This window comes from Aliiglaciecola sp. SL4 (assembly GCF_041538045.1).
In the GTDB taxonomy this organism is placed as follows: Bacteria; Pseudomonadota; Gammaproteobacteria; order Enterobacterales; family Alteromonadaceae; genus Aliiglaciecola.
Genome location: NZ_JBGOSE010000009.1, coordinates 42,817 through 65,780, shown reverse-complemented (window position 1 = coordinate 65,780; position 22,964 = coordinate 42,817). Strand labels below are relative to the sequence as shown.

At 40.2% G+C, this 22,964-nt stretch carries 19 protein-coding genes; 12 read left to right on the top strand and 7 right to left on the bottom strand.

Annotated features, from left to right (window positions below; translation table 11 throughout):
* Positions 1 to 17 precede the first annotated feature (17 nt).
* Entirely contained in the window at positions 18 to 746 is a 729-nt protein-coding gene (gene rsmE, locus AB6T38_RS13570) for a 16S rRNA (uracil(1498)-N(3))-methyltransferase (RefSeq protein WP_372547825.1), read from the bottom strand.
* Between the two features lie 199 nt (positions 747 to 945).
* Positions 946 to 1,125, bottom strand: a complete 180-nt coding sequence (locus tag AB6T38_RS13565) for a hypothetical protein (RefSeq protein WP_372547824.1) — start codon at positions 1,123 to 1,125, stop codon at positions 946 to 948.
* A 575-nt stretch (positions 1,126 to 1,700) separates the two neighbouring features.
* On the opposite strand from AB6T38_RS13565, the gene AB6T38_RS13560 reads away from it, so the two are divergent.
* Positions 1,701 to 2,525 carry a mechanosensitive ion channel family protein gene (locus AB6T38_RS13560; protein ID WP_372547823.1) on the top strand — a complete coding sequence of 275 codons (825 nt, stop codon included), beginning with the start codon at positions 1,701 to 1,703 and terminating at the stop codon, positions 2,523 to 2,525.
* A 71-nt stretch (positions 2,526 to 2,596) separates the two neighbouring features.
* Here the strand turns inward: AB6T38_RS13560 and AB6T38_RS13555 are convergent, their stop codons facing one another.
* A complete protein-coding gene (locus tag AB6T38_RS13555) occupies positions 2,597 to 3,403 on the bottom strand; it encodes a M48 family metallopeptidase (RefSeq protein WP_372547822.1) in 807 nt (268 codons plus the stop codon).
* 352 nt (positions 3,404 to 3,755) lie between these two features.
* On the opposite strand from AB6T38_RS13555, the gene AB6T38_RS13550 reads away from it, so the two are divergent.
* A complete protein-coding gene (locus tag AB6T38_RS13550) occupies positions 3,756 to 3,953 on the top strand; it encodes a hypothetical protein (RefSeq protein WP_372547821.1) in 198 nt (65 codons plus the stop codon).
* An 83-nt stretch (positions 3,954 to 4,036) separates the two neighbouring features.
* On the opposite strand, the gene metK is transcribed toward AB6T38_RS13550, so the two are convergent.
* Positions 4,037 to 5,182 carry a methionine adenosyltransferase gene (gene metK, locus AB6T38_RS13545; RefSeq protein WP_372547820.1) on the bottom strand — a complete coding sequence of 382 codons (1,146 nt, stop codon included), beginning with the start codon at positions 5,180 to 5,182 and terminating at the stop codon, positions 4,037 to 4,039.
* Positions 5,183 to 5,529: 347 nt separating this feature from the next.
* Between metK and tkt the strand changes: the two genes are divergently transcribed.
* The 4 genes from tkt (at position 5,530) to AB6T38_RS13525 (ending at position 10,893) form a co-directional block, all read left to right on the top strand.
* Positions 5,530 to 7,521 (top strand): transketolase, encoded by a 1,992-nt coding sequence (gene tkt, locus AB6T38_RS13540; protein ID WP_372547819.1) that lies wholly within the window; start codon positions 5,530 to 5,532, stop codon positions 7,519 to 7,521.
* Between the two features lie 111 nt (positions 7,522 to 7,632).
* Entirely contained in the window at positions 7,633 to 8,640 is a 1,008-nt protein-coding gene (epd, locus tag AB6T38_RS13535; RefSeq protein WP_372547818.1) for an erythrose-4-phosphate dehydrogenase, read from the top strand.
* Between the two features lie 81 nt (positions 8,641 to 8,721).
* Positions 8,722 to 9,900 (top strand): phosphoglycerate kinase, encoded by a 1,179-nt coding sequence (locus tag AB6T38_RS13530; protein WP_372547817.1) that lies wholly within the window; start codon positions 8,722 to 8,724, stop codon positions 9,898 to 9,900.
* A gap of 93 nt (positions 9,901 to 9,993) precedes the next feature.
* Complete coding sequence (locus AB6T38_RS13525) at positions 9,994 to 10,893, top strand: fructose bisphosphate aldolase (RefSeq protein WP_372547816.1); 900 nt, start codon at positions 9,994 to 9,996, stop codon at positions 10,891 to 10,893.
* An 86-nt stretch (positions 10,894 to 10,979) separates the two neighbouring features.
* On the opposite strand, the gene ppx is transcribed toward AB6T38_RS13525, so the two are convergent.
* From ppx to AB6T38_RS13510, 3 genes are all read right to left on the bottom strand, one after another.
* Positions 10,980 to 12,506: an exopolyphosphatase gene (gene ppx, locus AB6T38_RS13520; RefSeq protein ID WP_372547815.1), complete on the bottom strand. Its 1,527-nt coding sequence runs from the start codon at positions 12,504 to 12,506 to the stop codon at positions 10,980 to 10,982.
* Between the two features lie 45 nt (positions 12,507 to 12,551).
* The gene (gene ppk1, locus AB6T38_RS13515) at positions 12,552 to 14,615 is read right to left on the bottom strand and encodes a polyphosphate kinase 1 (protein WP_372547814.1); all 2,064 of its coding nucleotides are present in this window, start codon (positions 14,613 to 14,615) and stop codon (positions 12,552 to 12,554) included.
* 96 nt (positions 14,616 to 14,711) lie between these two features.
* Positions 14,712 to 15,215, bottom strand: coding sequence for an ACT domain-containing protein (locus AB6T38_RS13510; protein ID WP_348489257.1), 504 nt, complete (start codon positions 15,213 to 15,215; stop codon positions 14,712 to 14,714).
* A 247-nt stretch (positions 15,216 to 15,462) separates the two neighbouring features.
* On the opposite strand from AB6T38_RS13510, the gene AB6T38_RS13505 reads away from it, so the two are divergent.
* The 6 genes from AB6T38_RS13505 (at position 15,463) to AB6T38_RS13480 (ending at position 22,841) form a co-directional block, all read left to right on the top strand.
* Entirely contained in the window at positions 15,463 to 17,625 is a 2,163-nt protein-coding gene (locus tag AB6T38_RS13505; protein ID WP_372547813.1) for an ABC transporter permease subunit, read from the top strand.
* Positions 17,618 to 19,177 (top strand): phosphate ABC transporter permease PstA, encoded by a 1,560-nt coding sequence (pstA, locus tag AB6T38_RS13500; RefSeq protein ID WP_372547812.1) that lies wholly within the window; start codon positions 17,618 to 17,620, stop codon positions 19,175 to 19,177. The genes AB6T38_RS13505 and pstA overlap by 8 nt, the downstream gene beginning before the upstream one ends.
* A 13-nt stretch (positions 19,178 to 19,190) precedes the next feature.
* Entirely contained in the window at positions 19,191 to 19,997 is an 807-nt protein-coding gene (pstB, locus tag AB6T38_RS13495; RefSeq protein WP_372547811.1) for a phosphate ABC transporter ATP-binding protein PstB, read from the top strand.
* Between the two features lie 12 nt (positions 19,998 to 20,009).
* The gene (phoU, locus tag AB6T38_RS13490) at positions 20,010 to 20,687 is read left to right on the top strand and encodes a phosphate signaling complex protein PhoU (RefSeq protein ID WP_372547810.1); all 678 of its coding nucleotides are present in this window, start codon (positions 20,010 to 20,012) and stop codon (positions 20,685 to 20,687) included.
* Positions 20,688 to 20,880: 193 nt separating this feature from the next.
* Positions 20,881 to 21,558, top strand: coding sequence for a TIGR00153 family protein (locus AB6T38_RS13485; protein WP_372547809.1), 678 nt, complete (start codon positions 20,881 to 20,883; stop codon positions 21,556 to 21,558).
* A gap of 14 nt (positions 21,559 to 21,572) precedes the next feature.
* A complete protein-coding gene (locus AB6T38_RS13480; RefSeq protein ID WP_372547808.1) occupies positions 21,573 to 22,841 on the top strand; it encodes an inorganic phosphate transporter in 1,269 nt (422 codons plus the stop codon).
* Positions 22,842 to 22,964 lie beyond the last annotated feature (123 nt).

The following is a 22,964-nucleotide window of genomic DNA, read 5'->3' as shown; positions in this document are numbered from 1 at the left end:
TAGATTAAATTATTTGACTATAAATCTCCATGAATAGCCTGCAAAGCTGCAATGGCTGCAATGGCTGCAGTTTCTGTTCTTAATACCCGAGGGCCCATTTGAACAGTTTGAAATCCAACTTGTTCGGTGGCATAGATTTCAGCATCGCTAAACCCACCTTCTGGACCAATTAGTAACCTAACGCCACTGGCTGGAATCGTTAGGTGTTTTATACTTTTTTCGGCTTTAGGATGCAGTGTCAGGCGAAGTTCAGAGGTGGACTGTTTTGTCCATTCATGGATCGAAGTGCATGGATGTAATCTTGGTATTTGATTTCTGCCACATTGTTCGCAAGCAGAAATAATTAACTTTTGCCATTGTTGACATTTTTTCTGCCAACGTTCAGCGGATAATTTAACCCCACATCTTTCAGTGATTAATGGAGTAATTTCAGTCACGCCTAGCTCAACCGCTTTTTGAATCGCCATATCCATTCTATCGCCACGGGATACGCCTTGACCAAGGTGGACCTTTAAAGTGGATTCAACATTAATCGATAATTTTGCGTCTATCAACACACTAACTTGGCGCTTTTTGGCAGTAACCAGTTCGGCGCTATATTCGTTACCATCACCATTAAACAGTACCAATGGGTGCCCTTCATTTAAACGGAGAACGTTAGCAATGTGGTTTGCTGCATCGGCTGTGAGATCAATCGTCTGATCAACAATGAGTAAGTCTGGGTGATAAATTCTTGGAATTCGCATGCTATTAAACTGGCAGGTTACAATTTGCTACATGGTATATTAAGTAGAAGGTATCTCAACTAAAGAATTTCACTAATTGGCAAACTGAGTTAACAATTTACTATTTAATAATAATTGGAGCTTGCGAGATTTTCACATCAAACGCGGCTTTAATATGACCGCGTTTGATGCAATGAGTGATATTAAAAATTAGTTACTACTAGTTGGCATTCAATGTTTTAGTTGATGTTATTCTATCGTGAGATACATCAATAGATTCCTGCTGACTATTAATCTGGGCATCTTTGCGGGCAAACGCAGTATGTTCGCCAGTGTCTTTAGCCAAGCAAAAGACCAATAGAATTATCAAACTAACGAAGATAAGAGAGAGAATTAACATTTTCAATTCCTTTAAAAATATTACTGTTCCCCTGAAATTAGGGGCAGATAGCATAGCACTTCTTAACAGCAAAGTAGAGGCAAAAAATGTTTAAAAAAACAACATTTGTAAAACCCTAACAAATTCAGATGTTTGTAATAAAACAACATTTTGAAAAGAAGATTTGCTAGCTGTTTGTAATATCAAACAGTGATAAAAACTTTTGTTTTAATACAAAATATGATGAATAAATTTTGAATAACAAACTACGTTAATTCCGAAATTCCATCCTAACTTTCAAATGTCGTCAACTGTATAACTGAGAAGTAATATACGTTGTGTTTCTGACAATCCGATGACACATATCTTAAAACATTGAATAATTTAAACGAATTAAACTTTAGTCTATGACGCTAAATTGCGACATATACATTAGTCTAATTTGGAAAAAAAAGAGTGCATATCTTGTTGTTTCCTTTATTATTTCAGCGTCCAAGAAATTGCCAAGTAGTGATGTTAGCCAAGTAAATGAAAAGGCTTTCTTTTGGTGTGGACTATCGCTATATAAAGAATTAAAAATGTTTGGGAGAAACAAAATGCTTGAAGATATAAATGTTGCAGAGTTAGTCGAAACTTATGTAATTCCATGGGGACTGAACATATTGTTCGCCATAATCATTTACATTATTGGTAAAATGGTTGTTGGAATTCTTATCAATGTATTTGGTAAGGTAATGGCTCGCTCTAAATATGACGATATGTTGGTGGACTTTTTAAAGGCCATTCTGAATGCTGTATTGATGTTGTTTGTTATCGTTGCATCGTTAGATCAACTTGGCGTAGATACTACATCACTAGTCGCTATTTTGGGTGCTGCAGGCTTGGCAATTGGTTTGTCACTTCAAGGTTCTCTACAGAATTTTGCTGCCGGCGTAATGTTGTTAGTTTTCCGTCCGTTTACACGCGGAAACTTCATCGAAGCTGCTGGTACAGCAGGTGTAGTTAAAGATATCACGATCTTCACTACTGTGATGATAACACCTGATAACAAAGAGATCATTGTGCCAAATGGTGCTATTTACAGCGGCAACATCGTAAACGTTTCAGCAAAAGATACTCGTCGAGTAGATATGGTTGTTGGTATTGGCTATGATGCTGATCTTAAGAAAGCGAAAGAAGTGTTACTTGAGATGGTAAATGCTGATGAGCGTATTCTTAAAGATCCTGAGCCTACGGTTGCTGTTTCAGAATTGGCTGATAGCAGTGTGAACTTTATTGTTCGTCCTTGGGTTGCTTCTGCAGATTACTGGGCAGTTAAATTTGACTTCACTGAAGCGGTTAAACTTCGCTTTGACCAAGAAGGCATTAGCATTCCATTCCCACAAATGGATGTTCACTTGCATAAAACAGAAGAGTCATAATCTGTTAATTTGAAAGAAAATGCCGCAATTAGCGGCATTTTTTTTGTTCAAAATTTAGCGTTCTGTCTACATTATATTGAACAGTTTGGATTGTCACTTGCTTGATTTGCCAATGATTGTGCAGCCGACATATTAACGCTCAAGGTTTCAATGCGTGTAGCAGGAGACGGGTGAGTTGACATAAACTCGGAGGTTCGTTGTCCTTTACTTGCTTTGTCCATATTCTTCCACAACTCAACTGATTGGGTGGGGTCGAAACCAGCTCTAGCCATTAATTCTAACCCTATCAGATCAGCCTCTGTTTCATGAGTACGGCTGAAAGGTAATTGCACTCCAACCTGCAGACCTAAACCTATACCTGCCATAATCATGTTGCTGTTTGTCACTTGTTTCGCATTAAGAATTTGATTTGTCGCTTCTAGACCTAAGCCGATGAGGGTTGTATTCGACATTCTTTCATTTCCGTGCTCAGCAATAACATGACCTACTTCGTGGCCGATTACGGCAGCTAATTGATCTTGGTTTTGTGCAACTTTAAGTAGTCCGGTGTACACACCAATTTTTCCGCCAGGTAATGCAAACGCATTCACTTGATCATCTTCAAAAACCACCAACTCCCACTGACCATCAAACACACTATTGGGCACGTGTTTGGTGATGAAACTGGCTACGCAAGAAACGTATTGATTATCGACCCCTTGCTGGGATACTTTTTGTTCTATTTTCATGCCATCGAAAGCCTGAGTACCCATATTGGCTAACTGATCTTTAGAATACAGTTTTAATTGCGATCTTCCGGTTGGAGAGGTGGAACACGCCGCAAGAAAAACGGCACTAATAGTGACCGCAAGGCATGACTTGGTAATACTTTTAAACATAAATTATTTCCGGTTAGCTGTTAACTATGCTATTTCTATTTATTGTTAAGCTTAAATTCAGTTTTGGATCATTATTCTATTTATCGTTACCTAACAAGATATTTATCTATGCGAACATTTTCCCAAAGAACTATTAGCCCATGAAAACAACGTACATAAAGTTGACGGTTATAAGTTGGTTTTGTGTACTCTCATCTTGTGCATCTAATCATACGCGAAATACTGAGCGCAACCAATTTGTCACTGAGTTGTACGCAAACGTTGAGCAAATATACGATGTTAAATTTGACTCTCATGCGGGCGAGGCCGCAGCGACAGGCAGATTATAGCGGGGGCATTAATTTGGGCGTTTTTGGGCGGTTTACTTACTACTATTGAGGAAGGTCCCAACCGCGGTTATGAATGCCATTTAACTGCATCTGATGGCGAGTACCTTATTGTAGTCTTAGACTATTTTCCTGCAGTAGAAGGTGACAGTGTCAGAGTTAGAATGGCCAACAAGGTAGGGGTAAGTTTAGCGAATACAGGTTATTGCCAAAACAAAGATTAAGTTTTTAACCTTTGCATACAAAAATAGCGTCTTACTAGACGCTATTTTTAATTTACCTAATCATTTTTAATTGAATGGTATGTTTACAAGGCCGCTTTTAGCTGTTCAGCCTTGTCGGTTGCTTCCCATGGAAACTCTTCGCGACCAAAATGACCATAAGCAGCAGTACCTTGGTAGATTGGACGTTCAAGATCAAGCATCTTAATTAGACCATAGGGACGAAGGTCAAAGTTGGCTCTAACTAACTCAGTCAGTTTTTGATCTGAAATCACACCAGTACCGAAGGTTTCAATACTAATTGAAGTAGGCTCAGCCACGCCTATAGCATAAGAAACTTGGATTTCACAGCGTTTAGCTAACCCCGCCGCTACAATATTCTTAGCCACATAACGACCGGCATAGGCTGCTGAACGATCAACTTTCGAAGGATCTTTACCAGAGAAACATCCACCACCGTGACGTGCCATACCACCGTAGGTATCTACTATGATTTTACGACCGGTTAAACCACAGTCTCCCATAGGTCCACCAATTACAAATCGTCCAGTAGGGTTAATTAAAAACTTGGTTTTTGCAGATAACCATTTTGCAGGCAACACAGGTTTGATAATTTCTTCCATCACTGCTTCTTGTAAATCGGCAGTACTGATTGAATCACAATGTTGTGTGGATAGCACAACGGCATCTATGCCAACAGGTTGATTATCTTCATAAACAAAGGTGACTTGGCTTTTGGCATCAGGGCGTAACCAAGGTAGTGTATTGTTTTTTCTTACTTCTGCTTGGCGTTTAACCAGACGGTGAGAATAAGTAATAGGCGCAGGCATAAGTACATCGGTTTCATCACTAGCGTAACCAAACATTAATCCTTGGTCACCGGCCCCTTGCTCTTCTGGACGACTGCGATCAACACCTTGGTTTATATCTGGTGATTGTTTACCAATGGCATTCAGTACCGCACATGAATCGGCATCAAAACCCATATCAGAATGAGTATAACCAATTTCGCGTACAGTTTTTCTGGTTAAATCTTCAATATCAACCCAAGCTGACGTAGTCACTTCTCCACCAACCAAGACCATTCCTGTTTTGACGAAGGTCTCGCAAGCTACTCGAGCTTTAGGATCCTGAGTTAAAATAGCGTCCAACACTGCATCAGATATTTGATCTGCAATTTTATCCGGATGCCCCTCAGAAACTGATTCTGAAGTAAAAAGATGTGATGTCATGTTTTAATCCTTTCTTGAATGCGTGTAATAAATTCACACCAAAACTGGTTCGTTATCATTAATAGCTACATTTTAATCAATATTTTCGAAAATACCAGTCTTTCCGTCTAGACGTCCAAATGGCTATATGTTCAGAATGCTTTCCACTTTAAATACGTAAAAAAACAGAAAAGGAATAGAACATAACCAAAAAAAGTATAATCAATAATGAATAAGCGTTGCAGTTCGTCCATGGCTGATGGAAAATGTTGCACCCAACATGAATACAAGCAAATCAATCAATGTCTTAGCCAAGTTAATTAGACGTTGAGCATGCTTTTAGGCACTTATTTACAGCAGGAGACACCATGCCTTCACGTCGAGAACTAGCCAACGCCATTCGCGCTTTATCAATGGATGCAGTACAACAAGCTAATTCAGGTCACCCCGGAGCACCAATGGGAATGGCTGATATCGCGCAAGTATTGTGGAGTGACTTTATGCACCACAATCCAGCAAACCCCAAATGGGCTAACCGTGATAGGTTTGTTTTGTCCAATGGTCATGGCTCGATGCTGATCTATTCGTTGTTACACCTAACCGGATATGACTTACCTATTGAGGAGTTGAAAAACTTCCGCCAATTGCATTCAAGAACTCCAGGTCACCCAGAGTATGGTTACGCACCTGGTGTTGAAACTACTACTGGACCTTTAGGTCAAGGTATTAGTAACGCTGTAGGCATGGCAATTGCTGAAAAAATGTTAGCAGCCCAATTTAATCAACCTGAATTCAATATCGTTGATCATTTTACCTATTGCTTCTTAGGTGATGGTTGTTTGATGGAAGGAATTTCCCATGAAACCTGTTCTCTTGCTGGCACCTTAGGGTTAGGCAAGCTGATTGCGTTTTGGGATGACAATGGCATTTCCATTGATGGAGAAGTTGAAGGTTGGTTTACTGACGATACCCCAGCACGTTTTGAATCCTATGGATGGCAGGTGATCGCTGATGTAGATGGTCATGATCCTGAAGCGATTAAAGCGGCTATTGAAACCGCTAAAGCAGAAACCACAAAACCTACCATGATTTGCTGTAAAACAGTGATTGGTTTTGGATCTCCAAACAAATCAGGTAGCCATGATAGCCATGGTTCGCCACTGGGTCTGGATGAAGTTGAAGCTACGCGTAAAGAGCTAAACTGGAGTCACGCACCTTTTGTTGTTCCTGAAGATATCTATGCACAATGGGATGCAAAGAAAAGCGGACTTGAGTTAGAACAGCAGTGGAATGATAAGTTTGCTCAATATGCAGATGCTCACCCACAGTTAGCAAGTGAATTTACCCGTCGTATAAACGGTGAGCTACCTGCCGATTTCAGTGAAAAAGCTGCCGCTTACATCAAACAAACCCAAGAAAAAGCAGAAAATGTGGCGAGTCGTAAATCTTCGCAAAATGCCATTGAAGCTTTTGCTAGCATTTTGCCTGAAGTGGTAGGCGGTTCTGCTGACTTAGCTGGTTCAAACTTGACATTATGGTCGGGTTCAAAGGGAATCACTGCAGATGATGCCAGTGGTAACTATATTTTCTATGGCGTGCGTGAGTTTGGAATGAGCGCGATCATGAACGGTATCGGACTGCATGGTGGCTTCAGAACCTACGGTGCAACCTTTTTAATGTTTATGGAATATGCGCGTAATGCTGTGCGTATGTCTGCATTAATGGGCGTGCCTAATATTTTTGTTTATACCCATGACTCTATTGGTCAAGGTGAAGATGGTCCAACCCATCAGCCTATTGAGCAAGTAGCCAATTTACGTTTGACGCCAAACCTTGCTACTTGGAGACCTTGTGATGGGGCTGAAACAGCAGTGGCTTGGAAAGCGGCAATTGAACGCACTGAAGGTCCAAGTGCCCTAGTATTTAGTCGCCAAGGATTGCCGGCACAATCTCGAAATGAGCAGCAACTTACGGATATTGCTAAAGGTGGATATGTATTAATTGATAGCGAAGCAACACCTGAAATCATCCTAATTGCAACGGGATCAGAAATGGCTATTACTGTTGAAGCTGCGGAAAAATTAACCGCTCAAGGTAAAGCAGTACGTGTTGTTTCTATGCCAAGCACCAATCTATTTGATGCTCAAGATGCGGATTATCGTGAGTCTGTGTTACCTCGCAGTGTCACTAAACGTGTGGCTGTTGAAGCTGCTCACGTAGATTTTTGGTACAAATATGTTGGATTTGATGGCAAAGTTGTCGGTATGACGACTTTTGGTGAGTCTGCGCCTGGCGGAGCTTTGCTGAAATACTTTGGGTTTACTGCCGATGCTATTGTCGAGGCAGCTAATTCACTATAAACATCAATAACTAAACTAGGGTGGCCCATAACCTTTTAGGTGTGGGTTACCACTTAACTAAAAAAGAGCACACTTATAAAAGAGTGTGCTCGTTTATGTATTAAGAGTGACATGATACGAATTGCCATAAATGGTTTTGGACGCATAGGTCGAAATGTATTGCGAGCACTGTACGAAACCGCTCGGCACGAACAAATTAAAATTGTTGCAATAAATGAGATTGCCAACCCTGAAGGTATTGCTCATTTATTAAAGTATGATACCGCCCATGGTCGATTTGGCTTCCCAGTTTCCCTAAATGGAGATTGCTTAAATGTGGCCAACGACTCGATTCAATTATTGCAGTTTCCCACATTAGACAAGTTACCTTGGGCTGAGCTCGACATTGATTTAGTATTGGAATGCACAGGTGTGCATAATGATCGAGCTGATGCTGAAATTCATATTGCTCAAGGCGCTAAAAAAGTCCTCTTTTCCCATCCATCTGCCCCTGATATGGATGCGACTGTCATTTACGGTATCAATGATGATTTGTTGCAAAATGACGACCGTATTGTTTCTAATGGTTCTTGTACCACAAATTGTATCGTGCCTGTGATCCAAGTGCTGGATAAAGCGTTTGATGTTCTTAGTGGCACAGTAACAACAATTCACTCCTCAATGCACGATCAACAAGTTATTGATGCTTATCATCCGGATTTACGCAGGACTCGTGCTGCTAGCCAGTCAATTATTCCCGTTGATACTCGCTTAGCCGCAGGTATTGAGCGTATCTTGCCTAAATTTGCCGGAAAGTTTGAAGCCATCGCGGTAAGAGTGCCTACAATTAATGTGACGGCGATGGACTTAAGTGTAACTGTTGATAAAAAAGTATCGATAGATGAGATTAACCAAGTGTTGAAACAAGCAGGTCAGGGCAGATTAAACGGAATATTGAGTTACACTGAGGAACCTTTGGTATCAATAGACTTCAATCATGATCCGCACTCTTGTATCGTAGACGGCACGCAAACCAGAGTAAGCCACATGCAGTTAGTGAAAACATTGGTTTGGTGTGACAACGAATGGGGTTTTGCAAATCGAATGTTAGATACTGCGCAAGCAATGTTTCGTGACTAAACAATAAATGTAATTATTAACAAATATACTTAATAGTTTTGTAGATAAACAATCCATAATAGCAAGATTAAAGGAAGCAATATGTCGATACTAAGTATGGCTGATTTAACTCTCACAGATAAAAGAGTGTTAATACGCGAAGATCTCAACGTGCCAGTAAAAGATGGCAAAGTGACCTCAGATGCGCGAATCAAAGCGGCCTTGCCAACGATTAAATTAGCTCTTGAGAAAGGCGCGAAGGTAATAGTGATGTCTCACTTAGGCAGACCTACCGAAGGCGAATTTGATGCTCAGTATTCCATGCGACCTGTTGTCAACTATTTGAGTGATCATCTTGAATGCCCAGTAAGTTTAGCAACTGATTATCTTAATGGGGTTGACGTGGCACAAGGCGAAGTTGTTGTGTTAGAGAACGTTCGCTTCAATGTGGGTGAGAAAAAAGACGATGAAACTTTATCAAAGCAATATGCAGCCTTGTGTGATGTTTATGTAATGGATGCCTTTGGCACTTCACATCGTGCACAAGCATCTACCCATGGTGCTGGTAAATTTGCCCCCGTTGCCTGTGCGGGACCTTTGTTGGTCAATGAGTTAGACGCACTAGGTAAAGCCTTAGACAACCCAGCCCGTCCATTACTGGCAATTGTAGGTGGTTCTAAAGTATCAACAAAATTAACGGTTTTAGAGTCACTTTCTGGTAAGGTTGATCAATTAATCGTCGGTGGTGGTATTGCCAATACCTTTATTGCCGCACAAGGACATAATGTTGGCAAATCTTTGTACGAAGAAGATTTAATCCCTGAAGCTAAGCGTTTAATGCAGACAGCAGCGGATAATGGTGGCAATATTCCAGTGCCAGTTGATGTGGTAACGGGGATTGAGTTTTCTGAATCAGCCTCATCAAGCTTAAAAGCGGTCACTCAGGTCAGTGATGAAGATATGATTTTTGATGTTGGACCTCAAACCTCCAATCAACTAGCTGCCTTAATCAGACAGGCTGGTACTATTGTTTGGAATGGCCCAGTAGGTGTTTTTGAATTTGACCAATTCGGTGAAGGAACAAAAGCAATTTCACTGGCAATTGCACAAAGCAGTGCTTTTTCAATTGCTGGTGGTGGCGATACTTTGGCAGCTGTAGACAAATATGGTATATCTGACAAGGTTTCGTATATATCAACGGGCGGTGGTGCTTTCTTGGAGTTCTTAGAAGGCAAAACTTTACCTGCTGTAGCGATGTTGGAAGCAAGGGCAAAAGAGTAACTATCGAAAGATTTTGTACTCCAAAAATAAGAAGTGTAATGAAGCACTCAAGATTAGTTTTGTATTCTACTCAAATAAAAAGGAGTGTTGCGAATGGCATCACAAGCACAACTAGACATGCTTAAAAAAATAGAGTCCGATAATGGATTTATCGCGGCTTTGGATCAAAGTGGTGGTAGTACCCCAAAAGCATTAAAGCTGTATGGCGTAACTGAAGATGAGTATAACGGTGACGAAGAGATGTTCGGTAAAGTGCATGAAATGCGCACTCGAATTATCACTAATAAAGCGTTTAATGGAAAGCGCGTGTTAGGCGCTATTTTGTTCGAAAACACCTTAGATAGGGATATTGAAGGTAAAGCTAGTTCTCACTATTTGTGGCAAGAAAAGCAAGTTGTCCCTTTTCTGAAAGTGGATAAAGGTTTAGAAGCTGAAGAAAATGGCGTGCAACTAATGAAAGCTATGCCTGGCTTAGATGAGGTTCTCGATAAAGCCAATGCCAAAGATGTATTTGGTACTAAAATGCGTTCAGTAGTTAAATCTGCTAATCCAGCTGGAATTAAAGCTGTAGTTGAACAGCAGTTTTTAGTTGGAAAACAAATCTTGGCTAAGGGATTAGTGCCTATTATAGAACCTGAAGTGGATATTCATGCGCCTGATAAAGAAGCCGCTGAAGGGATACTAAAATCTGAAATTTTAGCTCAATTAGATGCCTTACCTGACACTCAAAGTGTGATGTTAAAGCTTACTTTGCCTGAAGTGAATGGTTTTTATTCTGAGCTAATTGAGCATCCTCGAGTACTTAAAGTTGTTGCCCTTTCTGGTGGTTATTCTAGAGAAGAAGCCAATAGTCGCTTAACTGCTAATAAAGGTATTATTGCCAGCTTTTCTCGAGCTTTATCTGAAGGTCTATTTGCACAACTTTCTGATCAAGAGTTTGGAGAAACACTAGATGCTTCTATTGAAAGTATCTATCAAGCTTCAATTACCTAATTTGACTGTTTAGAAAGTGATAAGCCGGACTTTAGTCCGGCTTTTTTATTGTTTTTTAGGGCTTTCGAGATTCTTCAGGTGTTTAATTACGAATAGGATAGCTTGTAGTTTAAAACACTAAGGTAATCAGCTTCCCTGGCTAAATCTGCACTGATAATTGGCTTGTTTGATAACCACTGTTCAGGGAAAATAATCTGTAGTTTTTTCTCTTCTATTAGCACTTTGAATTCCGGCAAAAAATCATCTTGGCGTTTAATATTTAACAGTACACCCAAACGCAAAATTATAATTAATTTGTTCACTAAGTCTGAATCAAATTGCCAAAACTCAGGTATTTCGTCAGGACGCAGTTTTTTACGGTGAAAGCGCGCTAATACAGAAAGTAAAATTTGTTGTTCTTGGTTGAAGCCGTGTAAATCTACATTCTGTAATATGTAACCAGAATGACGTTGTACACCTCGCGAATTTATTTGCAGTCCAATCTCATGTAATAACGCAGCCCAACTCAATAGATTACGATATTGTTGACCGCCAATCTTCCACCCTTTTTTGCATTGGTTATACAGCTCTAGAGTTGTAAGATGCACTCGTTTTGCTTGGTCAACATCTACGTCGTAGCGTGTGGCTAAACTCTGTGCTGTGCGTTCTCGGATATCGTGATGGGCCAAGTGCTCTTCCATCTCGTACAACACACCTTCCCGTAACGCCGCCGCAGAATACTCCATTGTGGTGATCTTAAGGCTTTTGAATACGCCGATTAAGATTGAAATACCCGCTGCTAATACCGGAATACGGTCTTCGGTGACCGCTAGTTTTAAGTCTTTAATATGGCCAGCAGATATGCATTTATCGCGCAAAGTCTTGAGGTTATCAAGTGACACAAACCCTTCTGGGTTGGTTTCATTCAAGGATTGAGCGAGAAAAACAATTGCTTTGATGGTGCCTGAGGTACCAATACAATGCCGCCAACCAAGTTTTAAATACTTTGCATCGATTAACTCAAGTTCTTGTTGTGCTGCGGTAACGGCTTTTTTAAAAGCGCCAGAGGTAAGAATACCATCTGCGAAAAAACGTTTTGTGTAACTTACACAGCCCATTTGCAAGCTGCGCATCATTTTACTCTCAAAGCCCTCACCGATGATAAATTCAGTGGAACCGCCACCAATATCGACTACTAATCGCTGACCGTTATTTTGTACTGTATGGGCAACACCTGAGTAAATTAAGCGAGCTTCTTCAATTCCAGAAATAACTTCAATTGGATAAGGCAAAATTTGCTTAGCTGCTTGAATAAAGTCTTTGGCATTTTTTGCTTTTCGTAGAGTATAAGTGGCTACTATTCTAACGGTGTCAGGCTCAAAACCTTTAATACTTTGCGCAATAATTTGCAGGGTGTCTAAGCCTCTTTGCATTGCCTCATCAGACAAGCGATTATGCTTGTCTAAGCCATCAGCTAAACGTACTTTTTGCTTAACTCTATGTAGGATTTGGACGCTACCGGCAACAATCCGCGCGACGACTAAATGAAAACTATTTGAGCCAATATCAAGAGCCGCGACCTGAGTTGTGGGTCTTGCATCAATTTTACTAAAAGCTTCACTTAACTCAGTCATCTATTTCATATTTCCTCAACGCGGCTGGTTACACAATATAGTGTATTATTCTAGTGATTTAAGATAGTGATATATTTCCACCTGTGAGCGCAATTTTTTTCGATTTCCACGTTTCACATAGTTATTGCTTTGTTCAGCATCAATGACTCGAGCTTTAATCGTATCTTTGAGTTGCAGTTCTAAAATATGAATAATTTGCTGTTTTAGATCATCATCATAAATTGGGCAGCCCACTTCAATACGGTTATCCATATTTCTAGCCATCCAATCGGCAGACGAGATAAACACTTTTGGATTCCCAGCGTTAGTAAACACCATCACTCTAGGGTGCTCTAAAAAACGATCGACAATACTGATTATCGTAATGTTTTCACTTACCCCTGGAATATTAGGAATTAGAGAACACATTCCCCGCACTATGGCTTTCACCTTTACACCTGCTTGACCTGCTCGATAAAGATCATCAATCAATTGTTGGTCAACAAGGTTATTCACCTTCAAGGTGATACCCGATGGCAATCCCTCATTGGCATTTTGGATTTCTTGGCGTACTAGAATTTGAATTTTGGTACGTGCATTTAAAGGCGATACCTGCAGATGCTGAAACTTATTCCGTCGGTAAGGTAATTGAATCAAATCAAATACCCAAATCGCTTCTTGGGCTAATTCTTGGTTACGGGTAAAGAGGCTAAAGTCGGTATAAATTTTGGCGGTTTTTTCATTAAAGTTGCCCGTACCGAAATGAGAATAATGAACAAGCTCACCTTTTTCTTCACGACTGACCACGCATAACTTACTGTGGATCTTGAACGAAGGAGAGCCTAATACTACTCTGATCCCAGCATCTGTCATGGTTTTAGACCATTCGATGTTCGCTTCTTCATCAAAACGGGCTCGTAGTTCAACCACAACGGTCACTGTTTTACCGTTATCCACAGCATCGATAAGTGAGTTCACAATGCGCGACTTATTCGCTACCCGATAAATATTTAGACGAATATGTTTAACACTCGGGTCAAATGCCGCTTGGCGAACAAATTCGGTAAAATGTAAAAAACGATGATACGGATAGTAAAGTAAAATATCTTTGTGTTTTATGGCATCAAAAGCGGTGTCGAAATCAGTAAATAAACGCGTATTTATTGCCGGTAAAGGTGGATTCTCTAAATAGTTTCTACCCACATTCGGAAAGCCGATAAAATCTTTGAAATTCCGATAGGCTCCGCCAGCAATCAAACTATCAAAAGAACTTATTTTAAGTCGCTTTTTCAGGTTTTTAAGCATTTCTTCGGGCATATCAGCATCGTAGATAACCCTGACAGGCTCAGCGATTAAGCGTTGCTTCATACTTTCAGACATTTTCTCAACGAAACTTTCATCTATCTCATCATTGATTGAGTACTCTGAGTCTCGGGTAACTTTAAAAGAATAGGCTTCCAACTCATCAAATTCAATAAAGCCTTTGAACACAATGGTTAAGCACAGCTGAATCACATCATCAATTAATATGATGTGCTTCTTTTTGCGGCTTTTTTCTGGTGGAATTTGAATGAAGCGGGACATAGCTTCTGTCGGTAACTCGATGGTTGCATATTTGGTTGCCCGATCTTTTTTATAAATGGCTACATACAAATAAGTACCAAAGTCATTCAGGCGGTCTACAAGATTTACTTTTTTGTGAAGTAAGATAGGTGCAATATGGCGTAAAATCTTGTTTTTAAAATAGTTGGTTAGCCATTGGTGTTGGTATGGTGTGAGTTGATTTTTGTCTACAATATAAATGTTGTAGCGTTTAAGACCTTGTACAACATCATCGTATACTTTTTCAAAGTTATCCGTTAAATCTACCACTTTGTTTTGAATTTTTTCCATTAACAACTTGGTGTTTTCTGCCGCTTTTTCATTTCCTTCTTCTAGATGGATATAAATTAAGCGCTTTACTTCTGCTACTCTGACCCGATAAAACTCATCCATATTGCTGGAGTAAATGCCTAAGAATCGAATTCTTTCAACTATCGGATTATGTTGATCAGCGGCTTCTTGCAACACACGTTCGTTAAATGAAAGCCAGCTGAGTTCTTTGGGATAATAGATTTGTTCTGGATACATTAGTTACCTGATTTTTCTTGCTCGATTTCAATAGGATGGAATGTTCCATTGTTTGTATGACAGTTTTGTTAATTTGCGTAATTTCATTGGAAATTATTACCTTAAATCAACATCAACAATTAAATCGTTGGCAATATCTTCTAGGGCTTCAGACAGTTCATCAAGTTGAAACCCCTCTGGAATAGCCACAACTGCATGGGCCTTAAACAATAAACTGCCCCAATTAGGCGCACTTTGGCAACTGGATTCAAATTTGATGATATTGATATTAAAGCGGTTCAAGGTTGCTGTGAGTTCTTGCACTATGCCGGGTTTGTCATTACCCATAATATCAATCTCTACGATATCAGGTTTATCATTTGATTCATTGTCAGCACTGACAGAGTGGATAGTTAAATCTGGATGCTTTTGTAAAAAATCCATCAAAGTGTCATGGTTTTCAACCGGAATATCCACCTCAACAAACCCTGCAAAATGCCCCCCCATATATGAAAAGTTACTCGCTAACCAGTTTCCCCCTAAGGAATAGACTTTTTGCGCGAGTGACACGACAAGTCCAGGTTTATCTTTTCCGATTAAAGTTAAAATTATCGGTTTCATTGGAACACCCCTTCGACTTAACTAATTAGAGTTATACCTACAGAGCCATTTCTGATAGGTTTAATTTTCACCTGAGTTAATATCATAGCCTAATCATATGATAATTCGTAAATTAATCAGTGTTTTGATTGAGCTTATTAAAATCATGAGTTGATCAAACTGAGGTGTGCTGACTGAAAAGATTGTCACTTGCCTGTTGGGATATATCCATTACACTAAGCACAATTTTAAAAGCAGGGTTAGTTTTGTGGGTCAGTCACCAATTGATGAATCATCGTCTAGCAATACCCAAACGGTGAAAGTCGCGCGCTTAAGGAAAGCAAAAAATCGTTTAGTCGCTGGCGCAATCGCAACGTCTGGGTGGTTGGTTTTGCTGACTCTGGGACTATTGCTTTGGCAATTGGTAATTCAAGTATTGCCATTGGCTGGCAATGTGAGTATTAGCCCTAAAAACCAACTTTCTATTTTCCCCGATGAGAGTATTTTATACCTTGGTGATGTAATTAATTCCGTACCTTTAGTTACCTTGGATGAAGATTGTCGCTTAAATTTTTACGCTTTATCAGAACAAAAGGCAGATCCTAGTCTGATTAAAAGTAAAATTGTGCCATTGCTTTGCACCGATCAAATAAAGGTAAAAGCTTACGATGGCCAATTGTATCTGGCTATATTGAGTCACTCTGGCATCTTGCGTATTGAAAAGCTGAGCCAAGTTAATAAAGACTTATTCCCAGAACTAGAGATGACACTGGCTGTTACTGAAGTGGATCATTTTGTTGAAATTGATGAGTTTGACTTCCAACTGTCTCTCAACACTATCATGTTATCGGTCCAACAAGGACAAGCATACAAAGTGTATAGCATTGATAGACGCAGCAAAAATGAAATCGATGTTGTTGCGATTAAACGAGCTAGCCAGCTCTTATTGCTGCCGCGAATTGGTCAGTTTGTATATGTGACCGATAGCAAACTCTCTACTCATGACATCAGCAGCGGTAGGGTAAATAATATTGCTTTTGATCAAACCATCAGTAGCTTAAATGTATTTCCCAGCCAACGTTCATTGTTTGTGGGATTGCAAGACAAAACGCTGCAAAAATGGAGTATAGCTAACACCCAAGGGCAGTTAGTATTTCAGCCCATGTATTCTATTGTTAGTGAACAGCAGCCGCAAAATATTCTAATTCACCAATCCGAAAATGCCGCTTTTATTGTTGATATCAAAAATCAGTTGAAGGTGATCAATTATGTGACTGGGGAACAAGTAAGCGAGCTATTCACTCAGAACATCAGTAATCAAGTCTTATTAAGTCAAAACCTTTTCTATTCGGCGCTTGGTAATAACCTTTATGTTTGGGACGTTGAGTCAATTTCCGCTGTGAACACCATGCAATCTTTGTGGGGGGCAAATAGTTATGAAGGTTATCCTCAATCCGATTATGTTTGGCAAACCACTTCCGCGGCGGACTATCATGAAACTAAATTTAGCTTAGTCCCCTTAGTGATTGGTAGTTTAAAGGCGTCTTTTCTAGCCCTTTTAATTGCTGTTCCATTAGCGGTCTGTGCAGCCATTTATACCGGCTTCTTTGCTCCGCAAAGGTTACGTAACTGGATTAAACCTAGCATCGAAGTACTGGAAGCAATTCCATCTGTTGTTCTAGGTTTTATTGCCGCAATTTGGTTAGCCCCTTTAGCAGAGCAATTTATCCTTTCCCTATTGTTGTTTGTATTGCTGCTCCCTCTTGTTTTATTGCTGTTTGCTCTTTTGCATCAACCTATGGTGGAGCGTTTGCCGCAGCGCTTCAAGCAAGGGTGGGAGCTACCTATCGCCAGTATTTTACTGATTGGTTTAGGATTGTTTGTTTATTCGGTTAGCGATGCTATGTCGTTGGCAAGCGCAAATTTACATGGACATTGGTTATTGCCAATAGATGCCTTGGAAAATATTAACAAAAATACACTCGTCGTCGCCTTGGCGTTGGGAATAGCCATAGTACCCAGCATTTATTCACTTGCTGAAGATGCTATTTATGAAGTGCCTAATAGCTTAAAACAAGCTTCTTCTGCGTTAGGGGCAACCCATTTACAAACCTTACGCAAAGTGGTGTTGATTTTGGCTTATCCAGGGATTTTAAGCGCCATTGCTTTAGGGTTAGGACGAGCATTCGGCGAAACCATGATCGTGTTGATGGTGACCGGTAACACGCCTGTTGCAGATTGGAATTTGTTGTCTGGTTTACGCACCTTAACCGCAAACCTAGCCATTGAAATGCCAGAAGCCGAAGTCGGCAGTAGCCATTACCAAATTTTGTTCTTAACCGGCTTAGTTTTATTTTTATTTACCTTTGTTTTAAATACTTTTGCTGAGTTACTCCGTCAGTGGTTAAGGAAAAACTATCAACATGGTTAATGGTAAGTTTAATCACGAACAAAAACAGTCCATGGTCACCAGTTTAACCGCTGCGGTGGCTGGCTTTTTAGTGTTGGTTTTAATCGCCCTTTCATTTTTCATCCTAGTCCGTGGAGGCACTTTTTTCTGGCCACAAAGCATACAGACTATTATTTTTCAGCAACCAAATGGTAGTTATCAGACCCAATATGTAAAGCTAGATGCAAAGACAATGCGTGTTGGCGAAGAAATAATGCATTACCGTTTTTCATCTGCGCAACAACTCTTTAGTGGTCAACTTACCCTCAAACAATCGAGCATTATCAGCACTGAAATTAGTCCGGATGTTGCCATTATTGAATTAAATAATGGCGGGACCGTCATTGCTAAAGTGGCTTCAATTAACGATGCCACTGGAAATACCTTAGGTATGCACGCGTTTGAGGCAGTCCAAGGCAACATTGTTAAATTAATTGCATCCACCGAATTAATTCGTAAAGGCGAATTGGCTGATATTCACCGCGCACTGGCGAGTTTGGACCGAAGAGGCGTTAAAGCCGATGCTCCTGCCCGAGTTAAGTTATCAAAACGTTTTTATGAATTACAGAATAGGTTAGAAGAAGTAGAGCAAGAACTCGCGGGCTTTGCGCTTAATGTAGCATTTGCCGATGGTAGTATTTATTCGTTGAATATGCGCGAAATTAGTGAGGTGAGTTTTCCAAACTCCATGGGATTAACAGATAAAATGCTCTCCGCAATATCTGCATTTGCTGTTTTTATTAGCGACTCTCCTAAGTTAAATAATACCTCAGGTGGGGTTTTTCCTGCGCTATTTGGCACCATCGTAATGGTGTTGTTGATGACTATATTCGTGACGCCATTTGGCGTGTTAGCGGCAGTGTATTTGCACGAATATGCGCCGCGAAATAAGATGACAGCGCTTATCCGGATTTCAGTAAATAACTTAGCTGGCGTGCCATCTATAGTTTATGGGGTTTTTGGTTTAGGCTTTTTTGTTTACGTGGTTGGTGCAAATATTGACAAGCTATTGTTTTCTGATGACTTGCCTGCCGCCACATTCGGGGCTCCAGGAATATTTTGGGCATCATTAACCATGGCTATTTTGACCTTGCCTGTTGTTATTGTGGCAACAGAAGAAGGGTTACGCAGGGTACCCCAATCTCTTCGTGATGGTAGTTATGCCCTTGGCGCAACTCAAGCAGAAACTATCTTTAAGATGATTCTACCCATAGCCAGTCCTGGCATCATGACTGGTGTTATATTAGCCATTGCTCGCGGAGCAGGGGAAGTTGCGCCATTAATGTTAATTGGTGCGGTTAAATTTGCGCCAGCGTTACCCATTGACGCAGAATTTCCCTTTGTGCATTTGCAGCGCCAGTTTATGCATTTAGGGGTATTAATATATGATGGTGCATTCCACAGTCAGAATATCGGCAATGGTTCTTCATTTATATTTGCCTGTTGTATGTTGCTACTATTGATGGTGCTGAGTTTAAACTTAATCGCGATCTTTATTCGTAATCGACTGCGTAAACAATATGCGCAAAATTAGAGTATAGGAATTCATGTTAAAACTATTTGAACATGACAAATTAGATGTCAATAATCTAGCGCCAGAGCAAACCGCGATTGAAGTGAGAAAGCTCAATTTGCATTTTGGTGAAAAACAAGTACTTGAAGACATTAATATGCTGATCCCTAAAAATCAGGTGACAGCACTGATTGGTCAAAGTGGCTGTGGTAAATCAAGTTTAATTAGCTGTTTTAATCGTATGAATGACCTGTTGCATGGCTGTGAAGTGTCTGGCCAGGTGTTGATTTCAGGTAATGATATTTATCATCGTAAACAAAATGTCGCCACATTGCGCACACGGGTTGGAATGGTTTTTCAAAAGCCAAATCCATTTCCTATGTCAGTTTTTGAGAATGTTGCCTATGGGTTAAAACTTCAAGGTGTTCAGCAACGAAGAAAATTAGATGACGCGGTTGAGCAAGCTTTGCGTGAAACTGGACTGTGGAAAGAGGTTCGGGATAGATTATTCGAGTCAGCATTGACCCTCTCTGGCGGTCAACAACAGCGTATGGTGATTGCTCGAGCTTTGGCTTTAAAGCCTGAGATATTGTTACTTGACGAACCCACCTCAGCATTAGATCCTTTGGCCACGTTGCATATCGAAGAGCTATTGAATCAATTGAAAAAGCAGCATACCGTTATCATAGTGACACACAACATGCAGCAAGCAGCAAGGGTTTCTGACTATACTGCATTTATACATGAAGGTAAGATTATAGAATATTCTGACAGTGATAGTTTGTTCACAATGCCGAAACGCAAGCAAACTGAATCTTACATAACCGGACGATACGGGTAGGAACACCGAGCAATGGCTTACATAGAAATTAATACCCACATTTCAGTCGGTTTTAATAAAGAACTTGAAGATCTTAAAAACTCGGTCTTAACTATGGGGGGCTTGCTAGAGCAACAACTTAGCGATACCTTGCACGCGTTAAAAACAAATAATGCGGGTTTAGCTGAAAAAGTGGTCATTAATGATAGAGAAATTAATTCCATGGAAATTCAGATTAATGAAGAGTGCATGCGAATTATTGCTCGGCGTCATCCAACCGCTAGTGATTTACGTTTAATTATGACAATTGCCAAGGCGACTGCAGATATTGAACGCATGGGAGATGAAATAGAGCGCGTCGCTAAACTTATCTCTCATTCCAATGTACCGGATTCTGAATCCCTTAAATCCAGTATGCTAGTCATAGGTGAGCATGTACTAGACATGCTTAAAGATACCCTAGATGCATTTGCTAGGCTCGATTTAGAAGCGGCCCAGCAAACCTATCAAAATGACGAGACAATTGATGCACAATATAAAGATTTATTGAGTATTACTATTTTAGAAATGCAGCAGCATTCTGATGAGTTAGAAAATTGGTTAGAAGTACTTTGGGCGTTGCGTTCTTTTGAACGTATTGGCGATAGATGTAAGAATGTATGCGAATACGTCATATTTTTAGTTGAAGGTTCTGATAATCGAGAAATTTAGCCATAAATTTAGTGAGAGTATTTTTATCGTCAATTGAGTTATTTTTAAGCGCTTTCGATTTTATGATTTTTCTATAAACCCCTTTTATTCAAAGGGTTTCAGAGTCGTCATAAAAATGTCATATAAACGGGTTAGTCTTTCGCGTATGATTCAGGCTTCTGGATTGACTAATCGATTATTTTAGAGATATATAATGTCAACAAACTCATTTCTTGGTGTATTTGCCAAATCACCACTGAAGCCGATTGAAGATCATATTGATCTGGTCGATCAGTGTACTCAATTACTCGCTGTATTCTTTACTCATGTTTACCAAAGCGAATGGACTCGTGCAGAGGAAGTGCAACAACAAATATCTCAACTGGAAAAACAAGCCGATAAGGTTAAACGTGAATTAAGGACTAACTTACCTACGGGTTTGTTTATGCCTATTCAACGTCAAGACATTCTCGCCTTGATAACTCAGCAAGATAAATTAGCCAATAAAGCGAAAGATATTTCTGGTCGTATAATTGGTCGTCAATTACAGATTCCCGAATCATTGCAGGAGTCATTTAATGCTTATTTGCTTAGATGTCTGGATGCTTCATCTCAAGCTAAAAACGTCATCAATGAATTAGATGAATTGTTGGAAGCAGGCTTTAAAGGTAGAGAAGTTGATCTGGTTGAGAGAATGATAGCTCAACTAGATGAGATTGAAGATGAGACAGATAGCATGCAAATAAACATGCGCAGTTCTCTAATGAAATTGGAATCTGGAATGAATCCTGTAGATGTTATGTTCTTATACAACATCATTGAATTAGTCGGTGGGTTAGCCGACACAGCTGAACGAGTCGGTGCTCGACTTGAATTGATGTTAGCAGGATAAAAAGGCGTACCTCTATGGAAATTATTAATGACTACGGGTTTATCCTGATTGTTATTGCGGCCGTTGTTGGGTTTTTGATGGCTTGGGGGGTTGGCGCTAATGATGTGGCTAATGCGATGGGAACATCCGTTGGGTCTAAAGCGTTAACCATTAAACAAGCAGTATTTATTGCCATGGTATTTGAATTTGCCGGGGCGTATTTAGCGGGTGGCGAGGTTACCTCGACCATTCGCAAAGGTATTATCGATACTAGTTTTTTCATCGATTCACCTGAATTACTTGTCTTTGGTATGATCGCTGCGTTGTTTTCAGCGGGAATATGGTTAGCTGTAGCGTCTTATCTAGGATGGCCTGTATCCACTACTCACTCTATTATTGGGGCTATCGTTGGTTTCGCAGCCGTTGGTGTAGGTTCTGAGTCAGTTGAATGGGCTAAAGTGGGTGGAATTGTCGGCAGTTGGGTTGTCACACCTGCTATTTCAGGTTTTATCGCATTTTTAATCTTTATGAGTGCACAACGCCTTATCTTTGATACCGATAATCCATTTAGAAATGCCAAACGTTATGTGCCCTTTTACATGGCTTTTGCAGGCTTTGTTATGTCTTTGGTGACCATAACTAAAGGTCTGAAGCATGTGGGATTACATTTTACAACTTTCGAAGCTTGTATTATTTCTATCGTCATTGCAGCCATTGTGTCTGTGATTGGTCGTTTGTACATAAATCGCCTTAAGTTTGATGAAAGTCTAGATAGATCAATGCACTTTACCAATGTTGAAAAAGTGTTTGCCATTTTGATGATTGTCACCGCTTGTTGTATGGCGTTTGCCCATGGTTCAAATGATGTGGCAAATGCAATAGGACCCTTGGCCGCGGTGGTTTCAGTGGTCAATAGCCATGGTGAAATTACTGCCAAAGCGACATTGGATTGGTGGATATTACCCTTAGGAGCGCTAGGTATTGTCTCTGGTTTAGCTTTATTCGGTCATCGAGTGATTCGTACCATAGGTAACGGTATCACGCATTTAACTCCAAGCCGTGGTTTTGCGGCTGAGTTAGCTGCTGCTTCCACAGTGGTACTGGCCTCTGGTACTGGCTTGCCAATCTCTACCACCCAAACCCTTGTGGGGGCGGTGCTAGGAGTTGGAATGGCCCGTGGTATCGCCGCACTTAATCTTGGTGTAGTACGTAATATCGTAATCTCTTGGGTGGTTACCTTGCCAGCAGGCGCAGCCTTATCAATCGTATTCTTCTTTATGCTTAAAGGAATTTTTGCGAGCTAATCTAGATTGCGTTTCAAGTAGAGTTAATTGAGAAATAATCGGCACCTTAGGGTGCCGTTTTTATTTGATTTGAATATTTAAAAATCTGATTTAAACTAATAAACTTAATCAGTTTTTTAGAAG

What these genes read in the sequence shown, in the direction of transcription:
- rsmE (WP_372547825.1), bottom strand. Translation starts at nt 746, where the DNA reads ATGCGAATTCCAAGAATTTATCACCCAGACTTACTCATTGTTGATCAG.
- AB6T38_RS13565 (WP_372547824.1), bottom strand. Translation starts at nt 1,125, where the DNA reads ATGTTAATTCTCTCTCTTATCTTCGTTAGTTTGATAATTCTATTGGTC.
- AB6T38_RS13560 (WP_372547823.1), top strand. Translation starts at nt 1,701, where the DNA reads ATGCTTGAAGATATAAATGTTGCAGAGTTAGTCGAAACTTATGTAATT.
- AB6T38_RS13555 (WP_372547822.1), bottom strand. Translation starts at nt 3,403, where the DNA reads ATGTTTAAAAGTATTACCAAGTCATGCCTTGCGGTCACTATTAGTGCC.
- metK (WP_372547820.1), bottom strand. Translation starts at nt 5,182, where the DNA reads ATGACATCACATCTTTTTACTTCAGAATCAGTTTCTGAGGGGCATCCG.
- tkt (WP_372547819.1), top strand. Translation starts at nt 5,530, where the DNA reads ATGCCTTCACGTCGAGAACTAGCCAACGCCATTCGCGCTTTATCAATG.
- epd (WP_372547818.1), top strand. Translation starts at nt 7,633, where the DNA reads ATGATACGAATTGCCATAAATGGTTTTGGACGCATAGGTCGAAATGTA.
- AB6T38_RS13530 (WP_372547817.1), top strand. Translation starts at nt 8,722, where the DNA reads ATGTCGATACTAAGTATGGCTGATTTAACTCTCACAGATAAAAGAGTG.
- AB6T38_RS13525 (WP_372547816.1), top strand. Translation starts at nt 9,994, where the DNA reads ATGGCATCACAAGCACAACTAGACATGCTTAAAAAAATAGAGTCCGAT.
- ppx (WP_372547815.1), bottom strand. Translation starts at nt 12,506, where the DNA reads ATGACTGAGTTAAGTGAAGCTTTTAGTAAAATTGATGCAAGACCCACA.
- ppk1 (WP_372547814.1), bottom strand. Translation starts at nt 14,615, where the DNA reads ATGTATCCAGAACAAATCTATTATCCCAAAGAACTCAGCTGGCTTTCA.
- AB6T38_RS13510 (WP_348489257.1), bottom strand. Translation starts at nt 15,215, where the DNA reads ATGAAACCGATAATTTTAACTTTAATCGGAAAAGATAAACCTGGACTT.
- pstA (WP_372547812.1), top strand. Translation starts at nt 17,618, where the DNA reads ATGGTTAATGGTAAGTTTAATCACGAACAAAAACAGTCCATGGTCACC.
- pstB (WP_372547811.1), top strand. Translation starts at nt 19,191, where the DNA reads ATGTTAAAACTATTTGAACATGACAAATTAGATGTCAATAATCTAGCG.
- phoU (WP_372547810.1), top strand. Translation starts at nt 20,010, where the DNA reads ATGGCTTACATAGAAATTAATACCCACATTTCAGTCGGTTTTAATAAA.
- AB6T38_RS13485 (WP_372547809.1), top strand. Translation starts at nt 20,881, where the DNA reads ATGTCAACAAACTCATTTCTTGGTGTATTTGCCAAATCACCACTGAAG.
- AB6T38_RS13480 (WP_372547808.1), top strand. Translation starts at nt 21,573, where the DNA reads ATGGAAATTATTAATGACTACGGGTTTATCCTGATTGTTATTGCGGCC.